The following is a 16,647-nucleotide window of genomic DNA, read 5'->3' on the forward strand; positions in this document are numbered from 1 at the left end:
TCAGCCCCGCTGCTCGGGCCGCAGCTCCTTCTGGTCCGGCTGGAGCATCAGGCGCTCGACCCGGCGGCCTTCCACGAGGTGGGTCTGCAGGATCTCGTCGATGTCGGCCGGGGAGTGGATCGTGTACCACACGCCCTCGGGGTAGATGACCAGGGTCGGTCCCAACTCGCAGCGGTCCAGGCAGCCGGCGGAGTTGATGCGGATGCGCGGCTCCAGCCCCAGCTCCTTGGAGCGGGCCTTCATGTACTCGCGGAGTTTTTCGGATCCCCGCTCGGCGCAGCTGCCGCGCTTGTGACCGTCGGGGCGGCGGTTGGTGCAGGCGAAAACGTGGGCTTCGAAATAGGGCCCAGGATCCTTTACGACTTGATCGGTCACTTCTTTCCGTCTCCTCCGGCGCCCATGGCCGAAGCCATCTGCGTCCAGAAAATCTTCTGCATCTGCTCGAAGCCCTGGATGCCCGCGGGCAGCCACGTCTTCAGCGCGGTTTCCGGGTCCATGGCGTTCAGCCCGGCGAGCGTGCGGTCCTGCACCTCGCGCATCAGCACTTCCTGCATGGGCTTCACGTCCGGCAGGCCCAGGAAGGTCCGCGCCTCCTCGGGCGTGCAGTCCACATCGATGGTGATCTTCATCGACTCCGTCCTCTTTCCTGGGTCATGTCCCACTATACAGATAGGAAGCCCTGGCGCAACGCCACGCCCGTGCCATCCTTAGTGCTGGAACAAGACCGGAAGACGCACGATGTCCGCCAATCTGCTGGGCCGCGAGACCAGCCCGTACCTGCTGCAGCACAAGGACAACCCCGTCCACTGGATGGCGTGGGGGCCGGACGCCTTCGCCCGCGCGCACGCGGAGGACAAGCCGATCCTGCTGTCGGTCGGCTACGCCGCCTGCCACTGGTGCCACGTGATGGCGCACGAGAGCTTCGAGAACCCGGCCATCGCCGCGGTGATGAACGAGCTGTTCGTCAACGTGAAGGTCGACCGGGAGGAGCGGCCGGACGTCGACCACATCTACCAGAACGCGCTGGCGCTGCTGGGCCAGCAGGGCGGCTGGCCGCTGACCATGTTCCTGACGCCCGGCGGCGAGCCGTTCTGGGGCGGCACCTACTTCCCGCCCACCGCGCGCTACGGCCGGCCGGGGTTCGAGGAGGTGCTGCGCGGGGTGGAAAACGTCTACCGCCGCGACCCGGCGAAGGTGCAGGGCAACGTCGCGGCGCTGAAGGACGCGCTCGCCCAGCTCGGCCAGAACCGGCCGGGGGAGGGGATCGAGCCGGCGCTCCTCGACCAGATCGCCGAGCGGCTGGTGCGCGAGATCGACCCGGCGCATGGCGGCTTCGGCGGCGCGCCGAAGTTCCCGCAGGTGTCGATCTTCGAGCTGCTGTGGCGCGCCTGGAAGCGCACCGGCCGCCCGCCCTACCGCGAGGCGGTGATGACCACGCTGGCGCACATGAGCCAGGGCGGCATCTACGACCATCTGGGCGGCGGCTTCGCCCGCTACTCGGTGGACGAAGCGTGGCTGGTGCCGCACTTCGAAAAGATGCTCTACGACAACGCCCAGCTGATCGACCTGCTGACGCTGGCCTGGCAGGAGACGCGCGAGCCGCTGTTCGCCGCCCGGGTGCGCGAGACCGTTGCCTGGGTGCTGCGGGAGATGGTGGCGGAGGGCGGCGGCTTCGCCAGCACGCTCGACGCCGACAGCGAGGGCGAGGAGGGCAAGTTCTACGTCTGGCACGCGGCGGAGATCGACGACCTGCTGGGCGCCGACGCCGCGCTGTTCAAGAACTGGTACGGCGTGACGGCGCGCGGCAACTTCGAGGGCGCAACGATCCTCAACCGCCTGCACGCGATCGAGGCCGCCGACCTGGAGACCGAGACCGAGCTGGCGCGGCTGCGCCATGTGCTGTTCGAGGCCCGCAAGGGCCGGGTGCGGCCGGGCTGGGACGACAAGGTCCTGGCGGACTGGAATGGCTTGATGATCGCGGCGCTGGCCAACGCCGGCAGCGTGTTCGAGGAGCCGGCCTGGATCGCCGCCGCGCAGCGCGCCTTTGCCTTCGTGCGCGAGCGCATGAGCGTGGATGGGAGGCTGGGGCACAGCTTCCGCGCCGGCCGGCTGAAGCACGCCGCCACGCTGGACGACTACGCCAACATGGCGCGGGCCGCCCTGGCGCTGCACGAGGCGACCGGCGATGCCGAGGCCCTGGCGCAGGCGCGGGCCTGGGTGGAGGTGGTGGACAAGCACCATTGGGACCGCGCGGCCGACGGCTATTTCTTCACTGCGGACGACGCCGACGACCTGATCCTGCGCAGCAAGACCGCCTACGATTCCGCCACGCCCAGCGGCAACGGCACGCTGGTCGGCGTGCTGGCGCGGCTGCACCTGGCGACGGGGGAGGAGGCGTACCGGGAGCGCGCCCAGACGCTGGTCACCGCCTTCTCCGGCGAGGTGGCGCGCAACTTCTTCCCGCTCGCCACCTTGCTCAACAACACCGAGCTGTTGCACGATCCCCTGCAGGTGGTGCTGGTCGGCGACCCGGCGGAGACCCACGCGCTGCGGCGCGTGGTGTTGGAGCGCTCGCTGCCGAACCGGGTGCTGACGGTGGTGCCGCCGGGGGCGGAACTGCCGGCCGGGCACCCGGCGCACGGCAAGGGCGCGGTCGGGGATCGCGGCACCGCCTATGTCTGCGCCGGCATGACCTGCTCGCCGCCGGTCACCGAGCCGCAGGCGCTGGCCCAGCTTCTGGAGCGCTGATCCCATGCCCAGCCTGACCGTTCCCAGCCCGCTCGGGCCGTTGACCATCACCAGCGCCGACGGCGCGCTGACCGCGCTGGACTGGCGCGACGGGCCGAGGGAGGGCGGCGATGCGGTGCTGGAAGAGGCCGCCCGGCAGCTTGCCGACTACTTCGCTGGAAAGCGCGCCGACTTCGACCTGCCGATGCGGCCGGCCGGCACCGCGTTCCAGCAGCGGGTGTGGGAGCTGATGTGCCGCATCCCGTACGGCCAGACCATGACCTACGGCGCCATGGCGCGCGAGCTGGGCTCGGCGGCGCGGGCGGTCGGCGGGGCGTGCGGGCGCAACCCGCTGCCGATCCTGATCCCCTGCCACCGCGTGGTCGGCGGGGGCGGAGCGTCGGGCGGCTACTCCGGCTTTGGCGGGGTGGAGACCAAGGCGTGGCTGCTCGGCCACGAGCGCCGCATGAGCCTGGTGCATCCGTAACACCAAACAACGACCGAGAGAGAAGGGGGAATCCGCATGGTCCATGCCATCCGCATCCACGAGTACGGCGGGCCGGAGGCGCTGCGTTGGGACGAGGTGGAGGTCGGCGACCCGGGTCCGGGCGAAGTCCGGCTGCGCCAGACCGCGGTCGGGCTGAACTACATCGACACCTACCACCGCACCGGCGCCTACAAGATGCCGCAGCTGCCGGCCATCATCGGCGCCGCGGCGGCCGGCGTGGTCGAGGCGGTGGGGCCGAACGTCACCGCGCTGAAGGCGGGCGACCGCGTCGCCTACGCTCCGACGGCCGGCGGCGCCTACACCCAGGCGCGCGTCATATCGGCCGAGCGGCTGGTGCCGCTGCCCAGCTGGATCGGCGAGGAGCAGGCCGCCGGCATGATGCTGCAGGGGATGACGGCGCAGTACCTGCTGCGCTCCACCTACCGGGTGCAGCCGGGCGACACCATCCTGGTGCAGGCCGCGGCCGGCGCGGTCGGGCTGATCCTGTGCCAGTGGGCGAAGCATCTGGGCGCCACGGTGATCGGCACCGTCAGCACCGACGAGAAGGCTGAGCTGGCCCGCGCGCACGGCTGCGACCACCCCATCGTCTACAGCCGCGAGGACTTCCCGGTGCGGGTCAAGGAGATCACCGGCGGGCAGGGGGTTCCGGTGGTCTACGACGGCGTCGGCAAGACGACGTTCATGGGCAGTCTGGACTGCCTGCGGCCGCGTGGGCTGATGGTTCTGTTCGGGGCCGCCTCGGGACCGCCGGCGCCACTGGACCTGGGGGTGCTGGCGGCCAAGGGCTCGCTGTACGTGACGCGGCCGACGCTGTTCACCTACGTTAACAAGCGCGACGACCTGATGTCGAGCGCCGCCGACCTGTTCGAGGTGGTGCACGCCGGTGGGGTGAAGATCGAGGTACGGCAGACCTACCCGCTGCGGGATGCCGAGCAGGCCCACCGCGCGCTGGAAGGACGGCAGACGACGGGATCGACGGTGCTGATCCCGTAAACCCTTTGATCCCTCCCCCAGCGGAGCTGGGGGAGGGCTATGAACCCCTACTCCTCCGCCCAGATCGCGTTCTTGATCTTGCCGACCATCTCGGCATGCGCCGCCAGTTCCGCCTCGCTGGGCTGGAACACGCGGGGCTCGCGGTAGGGTCGCTCGATGCGGATCACCGGGGCGCCGCTCTTCGACGCCGGGCCGGCGGCCAGCGCCAAGCCGGCCTGACGGCCGCCCATCAGCTCCAGATAGACCTCGCCCAACAGCTGGGCGTCGAGCAGCGCGCCGTGGAAGGTGCGGCTGGAGTTGTCGATGTTGAAGCGCTTGCAGAGCGCGTCCAGCGTCGCCGGCGAACCGGGAAAGCGCTGGCGCACCATCATCAGCGTGTCGATCGCCGTGTTCTTCAGCCCCGGGAAGCCAGCCCATTTCAGCTCGGCGTTCAGGAAGGCCATGTCGAACGCCGCATTGTGGATGACCAGCGGCGCCTCGCCGATGAACTCCAGGAACTCGCCGACCACCTCGGTGAACAGCGGCTTGTCGGCCAGGAACTCGTCGGTCAGGCCGTGCACGGCGCTGGCCTCGGGCGGGACCGGGCGCATCGGGTTGATGTAGACGTGGAACTTGCCGCCGGTGGCCACGTGGTTGATCAACTCGACGCAGCCGATTTCCACGAGGCGGTGACCCTCCTCGGGCTTGAAGCCGGTGGTCTCGGTGTCGAGGACGATCTCGCGCACGCTCTCAGCCATGAATGCTGTCTCCGGGATAGAAGCCGCGGGGCGGCCAGTGCCGCCCGGGAATCCGTTTCGCTTTGGTAATTATTTCTCGCAGGGCCCTTCGCGTCGCTAGGCGGCCGTCGCCGGTGTTCACGACGAAATCGGCGCGCCGGCGCTTCTCCGCGTCGGGCGTCTGGCGGGCGAGGATACCCGCGAACTTCTCCGGCGTCATGCCCGGCCGCGCCAGCACGCGCGCTTTCTGCACGGCAAAAGGCGCGGTGACGACGATGGTGCGGTCGACCCGCCGCTCGCCGTGCGTCTCGAAGAGGAGAGGAATGTCCAGGCAGGCGACGCGGACGCCGCGCATGGCCGCTTGACGGAGAAAGGCGCGCTGTGCGGCCTGGACGCGCGGGTGGAGGATGGACTCCAGCGTCTTGAGGGCAGGGGGGTTGCCGAACACCGCGGCGCCGAGGGCGCGACGGTCGACCGCACCGTCCTTGATCACACCGGGGAAGGCGGCGTCGATGGCGGGCACCGCCGCACCACCCCGACCGGTCAGACGATGGACGAGGGCGTCGGAGTCGCAGACCGGGACGCCCATGGACTTGAGCATCTTCGCGGCGGTGCTCTTGCCCATGCCGATAGAGCCGGTGAGGCCGAGGATCAGCATACCCTTATCCCAACACGAACCGCCGCAGCTCCTCGGTCACCTCCGGCTCCGTACCGAACCACGCGGCGAAGCCCGGCCGCGCCTGGTGCAGCAGCATGCCGAGGCCGTCCACCACCCGGTTGCCGCGGGCATGCGCCGCCGCCAGCAGCGGGGTGATCAGCGGCGTGTAGACGATGTCGGTGACCACCGCGGCCGGCGCAAGGGCCTCCAGCGAGAGGTCCAGCGGCGGCTGGCCGTGCATGCCCTGCGTGGTGGTGTTCACCACGAGGGCGGCGTCGGCCAGCAATGTTTCACGTGAAACCCAGTCGAAGACGCGCACGCCGTCGCCGATATCGGCGGCGAGCGCCTCCGCGCGGGCTCTGGTGCGGTTGAGCAGCCGGACCTCCGGCGCGCCGTCGTCGATCAGCGACGCCACCACGGCGCGCGCCGCACCACCGGCGCCGAGCACCACCGCCGGCCCGGCGGTCGCCGTCCAGCCGGGGGCGCCGGCCTTTAGGTTCTCCAGGAAGCCGAAGCCGTCGGTGTTGCGGCCCTCCAGGCTGCCATCCTCACGCACCACGATGGTGTTCACCGCGCCGGCCCGTCGGGCGGTCTCGTCCAGGTGGTCGACGGCGGCGGCGGCGATCTCCTTGTGTGGGACGGTGACGTTGCAGCCGCGGAAACCAAGAGCGGGGAGGACGCGGATCGCCTCGGCCGCGCGCTCCGGCGGGACGGCCAGGGGAACGTAGGCGCCGTCGATGCCGTACGCCTCCAGCCAAAAGCCGTGCAGGCGCGGCGAGCGCGAGTGCCCGACCGGCCAGCCCATGACGCCGGCCAGCTTGGCCTTGCCGCTGATGATCATGCCCTGAGAATTCCTTGTTGGCGCAGAAAGCCGAGCACCGGCAGCAGCGGCAGGCCGAGCACGGTGAAGAAGTCGCCCTCCACCCGCTCGAACAGCTGCGCGCCCAATCCTTCCAGATGGTAGACGCCGACCGAGTGCAGCACGTCGTCGCCGGCGGTGTCGAGGTAATGGGCGAGGAAGTCGTCGCCGAACGGGCGCATGGCCAGGGTGGCGGTGTCGACCGTCTCCCACAGGCGCACGCCGTCGCGCACCACCACCGCGGCGCTGACCAGCCGGTGCGTGCGGCCGCGCAGGATGGCGAGGTGGGCGGCGGCCCGCGCGCGGTCCTCGGGCTTGTCGAAGCAGACGCCCTCGCACTCCAGCATCTGGTCGGCGCCGAGCACCAGCGCGCCGGGGTGGCGCAGCGACACGGCGTGCGCCTTGCGCTCGGCCAGGATGTCGGCCGTCGCCTCGACGGTGGCGCCGGCGGCGCGGCACTGGTGCTTGACGGCGTCCTCGTCGATGCCGGCCGGGTCGCACGTCACCGGCACGCCGGCACGCTCCAGCATCGCGGCGCGGGCGCGGGAGGCGGAGGCGAGGATCAGCGCGCTCATGTGACCGGACCGCCGCCCTGCCGCCGCGCCAGCAGCATCATGATCTCCGCCGCGGTCTCCTCGATGGAGCGGCGGGAGACGTCGATCACCGGCCAGCCGTTGCGACTGAACATACGCCGTGCGTCGGTCACCTCGGCGCGCACCACCTCGGGGTCGACGTAGGTGGAGGTCTCGCCCTGGTTCAGCAGCTTCAGCCGGTTGCGGCGGATCTGGATCAGCCGGTCGGGATCCTTGGTCAGGCCGACGATCAGCGGGCGAGTCAGCTTGGCCAGCTCCGGCGGCAGGGGGCAGCCGGGGACGATCGGGATGTTCGCCGCCTTGACGCCGCGGTTCGCCAGATAGATGCAGGTCGGCGTCTTCGAGGTGCGCGACACGCCGAGCAGCACCACGTCGGCCTCGTGCAGGTCCCAGCCGGACTGGCCGTCGTCGTGCGACAGCGCGAAGTCCATGGCGTCCATGCGGCCGAAATACTCGGCGTCCAGCGCGTGCTGGCGGCCGGGCTGGCGCTGCGACTCCAGGCCGAGATAGGCGGCCAGCGCGTTGATCAGCGGGTCGAGCACCGGGATGCAGGGCACCTGCACCTCGCGGCAGAAGTCCTGCAGCTTGCGGCGCAGCCCCTCGTCCACCAGCGTGAACATCACGAGGCCGGGGTGCGCGCGGATGGCGTCGAGCACAAGCTCCAGCTGGCGCTCGGTGCGCACGAGGTTCCAGAAGTGCTCGATCGGGCGGACCTGGTCGAACTGGATCACGCAGGCGCGCGCCACGCTGTTGATCGTCTCGCCGGTCGCGTCGGAGACCAGGTGTAGGTGAAACTCTCTCATCATCCCCAACATTCTGTGGAGAACTGGTCATCGGTCTGTGGATGGACGGCTTCGAGCCGATTCCATCCCCGCTGCGGGACTCTCCGCCCCCGCGTCGGCACCCACCGGGACAACCCGGCCGACCGCTTCGGAAGGCGTGGAAAGCGGTCCTCTGGCGCACAGTTTATCCCCAGGACTCCCACGGTTCCAGTGCCAGAGATTCCGCGGTGCAGCGCGGAGTCGTTCCCGAGTCTTCCACACCAAAACCCCCAGGCCCGAATCCCGTGCACCGGACCTGTGGATGAATCCGGGGCGAGCCGGGATCACCGTTATCCACAGGCATCCACTATCCCCCTCCATTTCTTCCAATAAGAGTCATAATGAGATAGAGGAGAGGTGTGACGAACCCTCTCGCGTGAAGGGACAGATACCGGTGCCGGACGTTCGTAAGCCCATGCTCGCCACCCTCAAGGGTGAGGCCTGCCAATCGCCGCCGTTCTGGCTGATGCGCCAGGCCGGCCGGTACCTGCCCGAGTACCGGGAACTGCGGGCCAAGGCCGGGTCGTTCCTCGACCTCTGCTACAATCCGGAATTCGCCACCGAGGTCACGCTGCAGCCGATCCGCCGCTACGGCATGGACGCGGCGATCCTGTTCTCCGACATCCTGGTGGTGCCGCACGCGCTCGGCCAGCCGCTCGACTACCTGGAGGGCGAGGGGCCGAAGCTCGATCCGGTGCGCAACGCCGGGGAGCTGAAACGGCTGTCGACCGGCAACTTCCACGACCGGCTGGGGCCGGTGTACGAGACGGTGCGCCGCCTGTCCAAGGCGCTGCCGCCGGAGGTGACGCTTATCGGCTTTGCCGGTTCGCCGTGGACGGTCGCGACCTACATGGTGGAGGGCGGCGGCTCCAAGGAGTTCGCGCACATCAAGAAGTGGGCCTACTCCGATCCCGTGGGCTTCGCGGCGCTGATCGATCTGCTGGTCGATGTGACGGCCGACTACCTCATCGCCCAGATCGACGCGGGCGCGGAGACGGTGCAGCTGTTCGACAGCTGGGCCGGCGTGCTGCCGGTGGGCGCCTTCCGCCGCTACGTCATCGAGCCGACGCGGCGCATCGTCGCCAAGATCAAGGCGAAGCACCCGAACACCCCGGTGATCGGCTTCCCGCGCGGCGCCGGGCTGATGTACGAGGACTACGCGGCCGAGACCGGGGTCGACGCCATCGGCCTCGACACCACGGTGCCGCCGGCGTGGGCGGCGCGCAATCTCCAGACGCGGCTGCCGGTGCAGGGCAACCTCGACCCGATCCTGCTGGTGGCGGGCGGTGAGGCGCAGCGCAAGGCGGTGGACGAGATCCTCGAGGCGCTGGCTGGCCGGCCGTTCGTCTTCAACCTCGGCCACGGCATCACCCAGCAGACGCCGCCGGAGCATGTCGCCGCGCTTTCCAAGCAGATCAAGGCGTGGCCGGAGAGGGCGTAATAGCCCCTCTCCCGGGACGGGAGAGGGTCTGTTAAGCTGCCGCGATGCCGACCATGCCGCACCCTAAGAAAACCGCCGTCGTCCTGTTCAACCTCGGCGGGCCCGACGCGCCGGACGCCATCCGGCCGTTCCTGTTCAACCTGTTCTACGACCCGTCGATCATCGGCGCGCCGACGCCGATCCGCTTCCTGCTGGCGAATTTCATCGCCCGCCGGCGTGAGAAGCCGGCGCGCGAGATCTACGGGCTGATCGGCGGCAAGTCGCCGCTGCTGGAGAACACCCAGGCGCAGGCGGCGGCACTCGACGCGGTGCTGAACGCGGACGGGCAGGGGGAGGTGCGCAGCTTCATCGCCATGCGCTACTGGCACCCGATGAGCACCGAGACCGCCGCGGCGGTGAAGGAGTTCGCTCCGGACCTCGTGGTGCTGCTGCCGCTCTACCCGCAATGGTCGACCACCACCTCGGCGTCCAGCATCCGCGTCTGGCGCGAGGCGGCGGAGACGGTGGGGCTGACCGCCGAGACGCGGGTGGTCTGCTGCTATCCGACCGAGCCGGGGTTCATCGCCGCGTCGGCCGACCTGATCCGGCCGGCCTACGAGGAGGCGTCGAAGCACGGCACGCCGCGCGTGCTGTTCTCGGCGCACGGGCTGCCGAAGCGCGTGGTGGCGGCCGGCGACCCGTACCAGTGGCAGTGCGAGCGCACCGCCCAGGCCATAGCCGACGCGCTCGACATTCCGGGGTTGGACTGGTTGAACTGCTACCAGAGCCGGGTTGGCCCGCTGGAATGGATCGGCCCGTCGACCGACGCCGAGATCCGCCGCGCCGGGCAGGACAAGGTGCCGATCCTGATCGTCCCCATCGCCTTCGTGTCGGAGCATTCCGAGACGCTGGTCGAGATCGAGATCGAATACCGCCATCTGGCGCAGCACGAGGGCGTGCCGCACTTCGCCCGGGTGCCGACGGTGGGCACCGAGCCGGCCTTCATCGGCGGGCTGGCCCGGCTGGTGCGGCAGAGCATGGAGTGCGATCGCTTCATGTGCTCGCAGACCAAGGGGCGGCTGTGCCCGACGGGCTTTTCCGGATGCCCGCAACGCGCTAACTAAAGCGTGAACTCGGCAGGGAAGGGGAGAGGCCCGTGACGTATCTCTGGGTCAAGGCGCTGCACGTCATCAGCATCATCGCCTGGATGGCGGGGCTGCTGTACCTGCCGCGGCTGTTCGTCTACCACACCCAGGCGGCGCCGGGGTCGGAGGCGTCGGAGACCTTCAAGGTGATGGAGCGCCGGCTGCTGCGCGCCATCATGAACCCGGCGATGATCGCGGCCTGGGTGTTCGGCATCAGCATGATCGCCATCGACCCGACGCTGTTCAAACAGGGCGGCTGGCTGCACGCCAAGCTGTTGTTCGTCGTCGGCCTGACCGCGACGCACATGATGATGGCGCGCTGGCGCAAGGACTTCGAGGCCGACCGCAACACCCGGCCGCAGCGCTTCTTCCGAATCTGGAACGAGGTGCCGACGCTGCTGATGATCGGCATCGTGATCTTCGTGATCGTGAAGCCGTTTTAAGTCCCTCTCCCGCCCCGGGAGAGGGTGGCCGCCGTAGGCGGCCGGGTGAGGGCCATCGCAAGGATCCTTGCAGGTACCCTCACCCTCCCGCGCTGCGCGCGGGCCCCTCCCTCTCCCGGGACGGGAGAGGGTTTTTGCGCCGCGTCCACGCCTTCTCGGCCTCGACCACCAGGAAGATCGCCAAGCCGGCGGCGGCCATCATCGCCCAGTCGGTCCAGCCGACGGCCGCCGTGCCGAACAGCGCCTGCATCGGTGGCGCATAGGTGAAGGCCAACTGCAGCAGCACCATCAGGGCGATGGAGATCCACACCGGTCGGCTGCCGAACAGCGCGTGCACGCTCAGCACCGGGGCCAGGATGGCGCGGGCGTTCAGCAGGAAGAAGATCTCGCCGACCACCAGCGCGTTGACCGCCATGGTGCGCGCGACCTCGACGGCGTCGCCGTGCGCGAGGTGCAGGTGGAAGAAGCCGAAGCTCGCCGCGACCAGCAGCGCCATCACGATCAGCATGCGCCGCACCAGGAACCCGGCCAGGATCGGCTCGTCCTGCGGGCGGGGCGGGCGGGCCATGACGCCCGGCTCCGGCGGCTCGAAGGCCAGGGCGAGGCCGAGGGTGACGGCCGTCACCATGTTGACCCACAGGATCTGCACCGCGGTGATCGGCAGCGTCGTGCCGGTCAGCACCGCCAGCAGGATGACCAGCGCCTGCCCGCCGTTGGTCGGCAGCAGGAACAGGATGGTCTTGCGCAGATTGTCGTAGACGGTGCGCCCCTCCTCGACCGCGTGGACGATGGAGGCGAAGTTGTCGTCGGCCAGCACCATGCTGGCCGCCTCCTTGGCGGCCTCGGTGCCGTTGCGCCCCATCGCCACGCCGACGTCGGCGCGCTTGAGGGCGGGCGCGTCGTTGACGCCGTCGCCGGTCATCGCCACCGAGCGGCCGGCCGCCTGCAGCGCCGTGACGAGGCGCAGCTTGTGCTCCGGCGTGGTGCGGGCGAAGACGCCGTTGGCGTGGGCGGCGTCCGCGAAGGCTGCGTCGTCCATGCGGTCCAGCTCGGGACCGGTGGTTACGCCGCCGGCCAGCCCGAAGCGCCGGCCGATGGCACCGGCGGTGGCGGCGTGGTCGCCGGTGATCATCTTCACCGTGATGCCGGCGGCTTGGCAGGCCTGCACGGCGCGCAGCGCCTCCTCGCGCGGCGGGTCGATCAGGCCGCACAGGCCGAGCAGGGTCAAACCCTCCTCCAGGTCGCCGAGATTCAGCTCGCCCAGGCAGAGCGGCGCGCGGCGGATCGCCAGCGCGATGACCCGCTGGCCCTGGGAGCCCAACTCGGCGGCGCGGGCGGTCCAGCGGGCGCGGTCCAGCGGGGCGGGGGCGCCGTCGTGCAGCTCCGCCTCGCAGCGGGCGATCACCCGCTCCGGCGCGCCCTTGAGGACGATCAGGCCGTGGCCGGCGTGGTCGTGGTGCAGGGTGGCCATGAACTGCTGCTCGGACTCGAAGGGCACGGCGTCGCGGCGCGGGCAGCGACCGGCTTCCTCCGTCGGGTCGACGCCGGCCTTCATGGCGAAGGCGAGCAGCGCGCCGTCAGTGGGGTCGCCGGTCAGCGTCCAGTCGCCGCCCCCATGGTCGCTGTCCTCGCGGTGCAGGGCAGCGTCGTTGCACAGCAGCGCGGCGCGGGCGAGGACGGTCAGGTCGACCTCGGCGGCGGGGTCGACCAGGGTGCCGTCACGGCGGATCTCCCCCTCCGGGCGGTAGCCGCTGCCGCCGACGGCGTAGGTGGCCGCCGCGGTCACGACGGTCTGCACGGTCAGCTCGTTGCGGGTCAGCGTGCCGGTCTTGTCGGAGCAGATGACGCCGACCGAGCCCAGCGTCTCCACCGCCGGCAGGTGGCGGATGATGGCGTTGCGCCGGGCCATGCGGGTGACGCCGATGGCCAGCGTGATGGTCATCACCGCCGGCAGCCCCTCGGGGATGGCGGCGACGGCGAGGCCGACGGCGGCCAGCACCATGTCCTGCCAGGGCTCGTGCATGACGAGGCTGCCGTAGGCGAAGGTGACGACGGCCAGCACCAGGATCAGCACCGTCAGCCAGCGCCCGAACGCCGCCATCTTCGCCAGCAGCGGCGTGGTCAGCGGCTGCACCGAGGCGAGCAGGTGGCCGATGCGGCCGATCTCCGTGGCGTCGCCGGTGGCCACCACGATGCCGGTGCCCTGGCCCTGCGCCACCAGCGTGCCGGCGTAGGCCATGCCGGCGCGGTCGCCGAGGGCGGCGTCCTGCGCCACCGCGGCCGGGTCCTTGGCGACGGGCATGGACTCGCCGGTCAGCGCCGCCTCCTGCACGCGCAGCCCCTTGGCGCGCTCGATGCGCAGGTCGGCGGGCACCCGGTCGCCGGAGGCGAGCAGCACCCGGTCGCCGGGCACCAGGTCCTCGGCCGCCACGGTGACCGCCTCGCCGCCGCGCAGTGCGATGGCCTGCGGCGACAGCATGCCGCGGATGGCGGCCAGCGCCTGCTCCGCCTTGCCCTCCTGGAGGAAGCCGATCAGCGCGTTGACCACCACCACGCCGAAGATGACGCCGGCGTCGGTCCAGTGCCGCAGCAGCAGCGCCAGAGCGCCCGACGCCAGCAGCACGTGGATCAGGATGTTGTCGAACTGCCGGAGGAAGCGCAGCCACGCCGGGCGCGGCTTCGGCGGGGTCAGGCGGTTCGGCCCGACGCGGGCGAGGCGGGCGGCAGCCTCGGCCGGGCTGAGGCCCTCGGGCGGGGAGGCGAGGGCGGTGGCGGCGTCGGCGGCGGGGACGGCGTGCCAGGGGGTCTCGGTCACGGCGGGCACCTGCGGTGGCGGATCCTGCCCGCCTTACGTCGTGCCGCGGCGTGGCCTATGCCAGATGGTGCGACAAAACTCACCGGTCGGGAACATCACCGCCTCGCTTTCGTTTGACTTGGCAAGCGGGATTCTGTACCCATGTGTCGACCGCGGGGTTCCGCTCCGCGGGAAGCTTCTCCGTACCTGATCCGTACCATACCTGATCTGCCAAGATCCGACGCCCCGGCCCCCGCCTTATCGCCGGGCGCGGCGAGCGAAGGGAAAACCTCCGCACCCGCCGTGTCTCCACTCCCGACGCTGTCGCCGTCGGCACGGGACTCACAGCCACACTCCCCCACGCCCGACCTGCCCATAGGCCCCCGATGAATCTCCAAGAGTTGAAGTGCAAGAGCCCCGCCGAGTTGCTGGCGTTCGCGGAGGAGCTCCAGATCGAGAACGCGTCGACCCTGCGCAAGCAGGACATGATGTTCGCCATCCTCAAGCAGCTGGCGGAAAACGATATCCCGATCTACGGCGACGGCGTGCTGGAGGTGCTGCAGGACGGCTTCGGCTTCCTGCGCTCGCCGGAGGCGAACTACCTGCCCGGCCCCGACGACATCTACGTCAGCCCCAGCCAGGTGCGCCGCTTCGGCCTGCGCACCGGCGACACGGTGGAGGGGCAGATCCGCGCGCCGAAGGACGGCGAGCGGTACTTCGCGCTCCTCAAGGTCAACACCATCAACTTCGACGCGCCGGAAAAGGTGCGCCACCGCATCAACTTCGACAACCTGACGCCGCTCTACCCCGACGAGCGCCTGCGCATGGAGGTCGAGGACCCGACCAAGAAGAACTACACCGGCCGCATCATCGACCTCGTCGCCCCCCTCGGTAAGGGCCAGCGCGGGCTGATCGTCGCCCCGCCGCGCACCGGCAAGACGGTGATGCTGCAGAACATCGCCCACTCCATCGCCACCAACCATCCCGAGGCCTACCTGATCGTGCTGCTCATCGACGAGCGGCCGGAAGAGGTGACGGACATGGCGCGCAGCGTGCGCGGCGAGGTCATCAGCTCCACCTTCGACGAGCCGGCGACCCGCCACGTGCAGGTGGCCGAGATGGTGATCGAGAAGGCTAAGCGCCTGGTCGAGCACAAGCGCGACGTGGTGATCCTGCTGGACTCCATCACCCGCCTGGCGCGCGCCTACAACACGGTGGTGCCCAGCTCCGGCAAGGTGCTGACCGGCGGTGTCGACGCCAGCGCGCTGCAGCGGCCGAAGCGCTTCTTCGGCGCGGCGCGCAACATCGAGGAGGGCGGCTCGCTGACCATCATCGCGACCGCGCTGATCGACACCGGCAGCCGCATGGACGAGGTGATCTTCGAAGAGTTCAAGGGCACCGGCAACTCGGAGATCGTGCTGGACCGCAAGCTCTCCGACAAGCGCACCTTCCCGGCCATCGATGTGTCCAAGTCCGGCACCCGCAAGGAGGAGCTGCTGGTCGACAAGGGCACCATGTCGAAGATGTGGATCCTGCGCCGCATCCTGATGCCGATGGGCGTGACGGACGCGGTCGACTTCCTGGTCGACAAGCTGAAGTACACCAAGAGCAACAACGACTTCTTCGAGTCGATGAACCAGTAGTCTCTGCTGGGGTAGAACGAAAAAACGCGAGGGTGGAAGCCCTCGCGTTTTTTGTTTGTGACAGCGTTTCCGTGCTGGGCCTCCACCCAACCCTCCCCCCGCGCAGTGGGGGGAGGTTAGGAGGGGGGCCCGACGCGAAGACCTCCGATCAGAACGCCGTCTCTTGTCCGCCTTCGCCCTCGCCCTGCTCGGCGGCGGCCATCTGGCGGCGGTAGAGGTCGGCGAAGTCGATGGGATTCAGCATCAGCGGCGGGTAGCCGCCCTCGCGCGTCGCATCGGCGACGATGGCGCGGGCGAACGGGAACAGCAGGCGCGGGCCCTCGATCATCAGGATCGGGCGCAGGTGCTCCTGCGGGATGCCGGCGAGCTGGAACAGGCCGCCGTAGGACAGCTCGACCAGGAAGGCGACCGTCTCACCCTGCTTGGCTTCGGCGCGCAGCTGCAGCGACACCTCGTAGATGTCGTCGGCGGCCGGCCGCACCTGCACGTCGACGCCGATGTTCACCTGCGGCTGCGGCTGGCCGGGCAGCAGGGTCTGCGGCGCGTTCGGGTTCTCGAACGAGAAATCCTTGACGTACTGGGCAAGGACATTCATCGGCAGCGTGCCGGGGCCCTGGTCCTGGCCGTTGCTTTGATCCGACATGAACGAACTCCTGGCCGGAAACCGGCCGCTGGCGGTTGTGAAACTGTGCTCCCGCTGGCTAGCACGGATCTCGGGTACGGACAACGGGTCAGGGACGCCGCTCCGGGCCCTTGCCCCCATCCGCGCCCCAGCGGGATTCCTCGAGGCGCGGGGCGTCCGCCGCCACCTCGGTGTACTCGACGTCGATCACCTGCCCGGCGTGCGGGCCGTTGCGGGTGGGGCCCGCCGGGCCGCCGGGCGCCCCGCTCGTCCACACCTTCAGCGAACCGGCGGCGCGCAGACGGTTCAACAGCCAGCGGCCCAACGCGTCGCGCGGGAACGGCAGCAGAAGCAGCAGGGCGACGATGTCGGTGAGGAAACCCGGGATCATCAGCAGGATGGCGCCGGCCACCGTGCAGAAGCCCTGGAACACCGCGCCGACCGGCAGCTCGCCGCGGTCCAGCGTTTCCTGCGCGCGCCGCAGCGTGGCGAGGCCCTGGTGGCGCAGCAGCAGCGACCCCGCGACGAAGCCCGCGACGATCAGCAGCACCGTCGGCCCGGCGCCGATCCAGGTTCCCACCTGGATCATCACGGCGATCTCCAGCACCGGCAGGAGGAGAAGCAGCAGCACCAGCGGATTCATGCCCGTCCTTGCTCTTTCAGGGCCAAGGGCCTATCTAGTCGAGGGAAGCGTCGCAGGTCTTC

At 70.0% G+C, this 16,647-nt stretch carries 17 protein-coding genes; 7 read left to right on the top strand and 10 right to left on the bottom strand.

What is annotated here, in order from left to right:
• Together ACRWK7_RS13720 and ACRWK7_RS13725 are read right to left on the bottom strand one after the other, a co-directional pair.
• A complete protein-coding gene (locus tag ACRWK7_RS13720) occupies nt 1-375 on the bottom strand; it encodes a (2Fe-2S) ferredoxin domain-containing protein (protein WP_431856801.1) in 375 nt (124 codons plus the stop codon).
• On the bottom strand, nt 372-629 hold the full coding sequence (locus tag ACRWK7_RS13725; RefSeq protein WP_431856802.1) for a DUF6489 family protein: 258 nt from the start codon (nt 627-629) through the stop codon (nt 372-374). Before ACRWK7_RS13725 ends, ACRWK7_RS13720 begins: the two co-directional genes overlap by 4 nt.
• Before the next feature lie 109 nt (nt 630-738).
• Here ACRWK7_RS13725 and ACRWK7_RS13730 point away from each other — a divergent pair, with 109 nt between their 5' ends.
• Genes ACRWK7_RS13730 through ACRWK7_RS13740 form a run of 3 tightly spaced genes read left to right on the top strand, consistent with a single transcriptional unit; the run spans nt 739 to nt 4,228 of the window.
• On the top strand, nt 739-2,748 hold the full coding sequence (locus ACRWK7_RS13730; RefSeq protein WP_431856803.1) for a thioredoxin domain-containing protein: 2,010 nt from the start codon (nt 739-741) through the stop codon (nt 2,746-2,748).
• Nucleotides 2,749-2,752: 4 nt separating this feature from the next.
• Nucleotides 2,753-3,214 (top strand): methylated-DNA--[protein]-cysteine S-methyltransferase, encoded by a 462-nt coding sequence (locus ACRWK7_RS13735; protein ID WP_431856804.1) that lies wholly within the window; start codon nt 2,753-2,755, stop codon nt 3,212-3,214.
• A gap of 36 nt (nt 3,215-3,250) precedes the next feature.
• Nucleotides 3,251-4,228, top strand: a complete 978-nt coding sequence (locus ACRWK7_RS13740; protein ID WP_431856805.1) for a quinone oxidoreductase family protein — start codon at nt 3,251-3,253, stop codon at nt 4,226-4,228.
• Nucleotides 4,229-4,275: 47 nt separating this feature from the next.
• Here the strand turns inward: ACRWK7_RS13740 and dnaQ are convergent, their stop codons facing one another.
• Genes dnaQ through ACRWK7_RS13765 form a run of 5 tightly spaced genes read right to left on the bottom strand, consistent with a single transcriptional unit; the run spans nt 4,276 to nt 7,857 of the window.
• The gene (gene dnaQ, locus ACRWK7_RS13745) at nt 4,276-4,953 is read right to left on the bottom strand and encodes a DNA polymerase III subunit epsilon (RefSeq protein WP_431856870.1); all 678 of its coding nucleotides are present in this window, start codon (nt 4,951-4,953) and stop codon (nt 4,276-4,278) included.
• 4 nt (nt 4,954-4,957) lie between these two features.
• Nucleotides 4,958-5,602: a dephospho-CoA kinase gene (gene coaE / locus ACRWK7_RS13750; RefSeq protein WP_431856806.1), complete on the bottom strand. Its 645-nt coding sequence runs from the start codon at nt 5,600-5,602 to the stop codon at nt 4,958-4,960.
• A 4-nt stretch (nt 5,603-5,606) separates the two neighbouring features.
• A complete protein-coding gene (locus ACRWK7_RS13755; RefSeq protein WP_431856807.1) occupies nt 5,607-6,443 on the bottom strand; it encodes a shikimate dehydrogenase in 837 nt (278 codons plus the stop codon).
• Complete coding sequence (locus tag ACRWK7_RS13760; protein ID WP_431856808.1) at nt 6,440-7,036, bottom strand: Maf family protein; 597 nt, start codon at nt 7,034-7,036, stop codon at nt 6,440-6,442. Before ACRWK7_RS13760 ends, ACRWK7_RS13755 begins: the two co-directional genes overlap by 4 nt.
• A complete protein-coding gene (locus ACRWK7_RS13765) occupies nt 7,033-7,857 on the bottom strand; it encodes a pyruvate, water dikinase regulatory protein (protein WP_431856871.1) in 825 nt (274 codons plus the stop codon). Before ACRWK7_RS13765 ends, ACRWK7_RS13760 begins: the two co-directional genes overlap by 4 nt.
• Nucleotides 7,858-8,263: 406 nt before the next feature.
• On the opposite strand from ACRWK7_RS13765, the gene hemE reads away from it, so the two are divergent.
• The 3 genes from hemE to hemJ are packed head-to-tail and all read left to right on the top strand — an operon-like array spanning nt 8,264 to nt 10,883.
• Entirely contained in the window at nt 8,264-9,316 is a 1,053-nt protein-coding gene (gene hemE / locus ACRWK7_RS13770; protein ID WP_431856872.1) for a uroporphyrinogen decarboxylase, read from the top strand.
• Between the two features lie 53 nt (nt 9,317-9,369).
• Nucleotides 9,370-10,419 (top strand): ferrochelatase, encoded by a 1,050-nt coding sequence (gene hemH / locus ACRWK7_RS13775; RefSeq protein ID WP_431856809.1) that lies wholly within the window; start codon nt 9,370-9,372, stop codon nt 10,417-10,419.
• A gap of 32 nt (nt 10,420-10,451) precedes the next feature.
• Nucleotides 10,452-10,883: a protoporphyrinogen oxidase HemJ gene (gene hemJ / locus ACRWK7_RS13780; RefSeq protein ID WP_431856810.1), complete on the top strand. Its 432-nt coding sequence runs from the start codon at nt 10,452-10,454 to the stop codon at nt 10,881-10,883.
• 79 nt (nt 10,884-10,962) lie between these two features.
• Here hemJ and ACRWK7_RS13785 read toward each other — a convergent pair whose 3' ends face one another.
• On the bottom strand, nt 10,963-13,698 hold the full coding sequence (locus ACRWK7_RS13785; protein ID WP_431856811.1) for an HAD-IC family P-type ATPase: 2,736 nt from the start codon (nt 13,696-13,698) through the stop codon (nt 10,963-10,965).
• Between the two features lie 365 nt (nt 13,699-14,063).
• On the opposite strand from ACRWK7_RS13785, the gene rho reads away from it, so the two are divergent.
• The gene (rho, locus tag ACRWK7_RS13790) at nt 14,064-15,320 is read left to right on the top strand and encodes a transcription termination factor Rho (RefSeq protein WP_431856812.1); all 1,257 of its coding nucleotides are present in this window, start codon (nt 14,064-14,066) and stop codon (nt 15,318-15,320) included.
• Between the two features lie 148 nt (nt 15,321-15,468).
• On the opposite strand, the gene secB is transcribed toward rho, so the two are convergent.
• Both secB and ACRWK7_RS13800 read right to left on the bottom strand, forming a co-directional pair.
• The gene (gene secB, locus ACRWK7_RS13795) at nt 15,469-15,963 is read right to left on the bottom strand and encodes a protein-export chaperone SecB (protein ID WP_431856813.1); all 495 of its coding nucleotides are present in this window, start codon (nt 15,961-15,963) and stop codon (nt 15,469-15,471) included.
• An 88-nt stretch (nt 15,964-16,051) separates the two neighbouring features.
• Nucleotides 16,052-16,585 carry an FxsA family protein gene (locus tag ACRWK7_RS13800; protein WP_431856814.1) on the bottom strand — a complete coding sequence of 178 codons (534 nt, stop codon included), beginning with the start codon at nt 16,583-16,585 and terminating at the stop codon, nt 16,052-16,054.
• Between the last annotated feature and the right edge of the window lie 62 nt (nt 16,586-16,647).

It is taken from the genome of Azospirillum sp. (assembly GCF_050789165.1).

Excerpts from the sequence above, each read along its gene's own strand:
- ACRWK7_RS13725 (WP_431856802.1), bottom strand. The coding sequence starts at position 629 with ATGAAGATCACCATCGATGTGGACTGCACGCCCGAGGAGGCGCGGACC.
- ACRWK7_RS13730 (WP_431856803.1), top strand. The coding sequence starts at position 739 with ATGTCCGCCAATCTGCTGGGCCGCGAGACCAGCCCGTACCTGCTGCAG.
- ACRWK7_RS13735 (WP_431856804.1), top strand. The coding sequence starts at position 2,753 with ATGCCCAGCCTGACCGTTCCCAGCCCGCTCGGGCCGTTGACCATCACC.
- ACRWK7_RS13740 (WP_431856805.1), top strand. The coding sequence starts at position 3,251 with ATGGTCCATGCCATCCGCATCCACGAGTACGGCGGGCCGGAGGCGCTG.
- coaE (WP_431856806.1), bottom strand. The coding sequence starts at position 5,602 with ATGCTGATCCTCGGCCTCACCGGCTCTATCGGCATGGGCAAGAGCACC.
- ACRWK7_RS13755 (WP_431856807.1), bottom strand. The coding sequence starts at position 6,443 with ATGATCATCAGCGGCAAGGCCAAGCTGGCCGGCGTCATGGGCTGGCCG.
- ACRWK7_RS13760 (WP_431856808.1), bottom strand. The coding sequence starts at position 7,036 with ATGAGCGCGCTGATCCTCGCCTCCGCCTCCCGCGCCCGCGCCGCGATG.
- ACRWK7_RS13765 (WP_431856871.1), bottom strand. The coding sequence starts at position 7,857 with ATGAGAGAGTTTCACCTACACCTGGTCTCCGACGCGACCGGCGAGACG.
- hemH (WP_431856809.1), top strand. The coding sequence starts at position 9,370 with ATGCCGCACCCTAAGAAAACCGCCGTCGTCCTGTTCAACCTCGGCGGG.
- rho (WP_431856812.1), top strand. The coding sequence starts at position 14,064 with ATGAATCTCCAAGAGTTGAAGTGCAAGAGCCCCGCCGAGTTGCTGGCG.
- secB (WP_431856813.1), bottom strand. The coding sequence starts at position 15,963 with ATGTCGGATCAAAGCAACGGCCAGGACCAGGGCCCCGGCACGCTGCCG.
- ACRWK7_RS13800 (WP_431856814.1), bottom strand. The coding sequence starts at position 16,585 with ATGAATCCGCTGGTGCTGCTGCTTCTCCTCCTGCCGGTGCTGGAGATC.